The organism is Cysteiniphilum litorale, from assembly GCF_003428165.1.
GTDB lineage: Bacteria > Pseudomonadota > Gammaproteobacteria > Francisellales > Francisellaceae > Caedibacter > Caedibacter litoralis.
This window is the reverse complement of sequence record NZ_QLIQ01000112.1, coordinates 1-1,889: the sequence shown is the minus strand read 5'-3', so window position 1 is coordinate 1,889 and position 1,889 is coordinate 1. Positions and strand designations below refer to the sequence as shown.

The following is a 1,889-nucleotide window of genomic DNA, read 5'->3' as shown; positions in this document are numbered from 1 at the left end:
GCCAACGTTCAAGCTTACCCTTGCCTTCAGGTTCATACGGACGACAATAAATCAGGCGAATATCTAAACGTGCACAGATTTGCTGTAGTGAATCACTGCGATAAGCTGAGCCATTATCGACAATCAAGCGCTTAGGCAAACCACGCCGAAGGACGGCTTCTTTCAATACACATTCCACTGAACTTGCCTGTTCATTAAAATACAATCCACTATGCGTAATCAGGCGCGAGGCATCATCCATTAAGCTAATTAAATAGACCTTTTGCAGTCCTTTGGCGGTGTGAATCTTACCGGCATGCATGACATCACCATACCAGATATCATTGGCGTGTTGTGCGCTAAACTGTCTGCGTTCAATGGCAGGAGCATCTGAGATCACTCGCGCAGACAAGTGCTCATTACGTAGGAAGCGATGTACGGTGGATTTTGGTAATGCTTTAAAGCCATTGTTCGCCATTAACACCAACAAAGTATTGACTGAACGACGCATGTCTTCTTTTTTGAAATGAATCAATAAACGCTTGGCTTCTTCGGTTAATTTACTCTTTTGCTTATCTGAACGTGGTTTTGGTTCTAATCCCTCAATCCCTGATCGGCGCCAATGATGATACCAACGTTCAATTGTTCGTGGTGATATCTGTGTTTTGCGACTATTTGGTACATTAAAGTGCAATTGCGATTGTGCATTAATCAATGCTTTGACCTCACCACGTGCTAATGAAACACGTGATGTTAACGTTCCTAATACCGACAGTCGAAAGAGTGCGATGCCACTTGCCATAATATGGGCTCCTGTTTTCTTTGTTGCTTTTTACGTTGTTTTATCTAAAAGTTTGATCGCTTTGGATCAACCATTTCGATTACAACATATTCACCGCAACAAAAGGGATGACGATAGTGTGGGAATCGACCATTGAACGTTTTTAGCTTGTCTTACTCATTGGCGTGCCGCCATTGATATGGGACGAGTAAATCACGTGCATGCCAGAACAATGCCAGTTGTGATAAATCACGCCAATTCAGTAGATCTTTATAAAATAAGATCATCTCATCATTGGTAAATCTGGCATAGTAAGGATGATCAGCACACAGGCTCATGTGAAATATTTCAAATGAATGTAACAGCCACAGATACCAGCGTGATGCAGTGTCTCTTGATATGGCGTATTGTTTGGCAACGGCATTGACACTGATCCCTTGTAATAGCAATAAAAGCACTTGTAATTGTAAACACCAGAAATACCAACGGTATAAGGCAATAGGCGATGGCATAATCGAATAGGTTTGCTTGCAGCGACTGCACTTAAAACGAATGATATCTATCGGATCACGGTTACTCTTATGTTGATCTCGCCCTGAAATCTTGCGTTGATAATAACCATTTTGCCAAAAATGATGACAACCACAATTTTGGCAGGCTTGTGGCTTTAAAAGTTCTGGATTGTATCGAACATGATAAGTATAATCTTCAACGGATGAGTAGTCTTTGATGATTTGAGTCATTGTCAGTGAGCTCGTTGATTAAATGTGAATGCATCTTAATCAATCTAATCAAGCAAAGCTACTCATCTTGCTCTAAAAATAACCTTCTTTGAAAATCTTGCGAATATCCTTAGGCATTCCGGTAAACAGTGATGAGATCATACAACGTATTGGTCATCCCATGCTTTGTGCGTATAAAGAGCGCTGAAACTACGCAGCCAATGCGAGACAAAAACAGCAGTTAAGAGCCATATAAAGTTGGATGTAACAGGTATTTTAGGAAGCCATTGCTAACCCGCCTGCATAAGCCATTCTTTCAATATCTTCCCATCGCCCAGCCTTGTAAAAAGACCGTATGAATAACATATCATTAGCGCTGTCCTCTTTCCAATAAATGGAGTTACCTT

2 protein-coding genes are annotated in these 1,889 nt (G+C 41.0%); both read right to left on the bottom strand.

Features of this window, described 5'->3' with window-relative positions; genetic code table 11:
• Positions 1-781, bottom strand: a 781-nt coding sequence (locus DNJ75_RS14720) for a DDE-type integrase/transposase/recombinase (RefSeq protein WP_157968398.1), incomplete at its 3' end; no start/stop codon positions are given.
• A gap of 152 nt (positions 782-933) precedes the next feature.
• Positions 934-1,503 (bottom strand): helix-turn-helix domain-containing protein, encoded by a 570-nt coding sequence (locus DNJ75_RS14715; protein ID WP_117004179.1) that lies wholly within the window; start codon positions 1,501-1,503, stop codon positions 934-936.
• Positions 1,504-1,889 lie beyond the last annotated feature (386 nt).

Excerpts from the sequence above, each read along its gene's own strand:
- DNJ75_RS14715 (WP_117004179.1), bottom strand. The coding sequence starts at position 1,503 with ATGACTCAAATCATCAAAGACTACTCATCCGTTGAAGATTATACTTAT.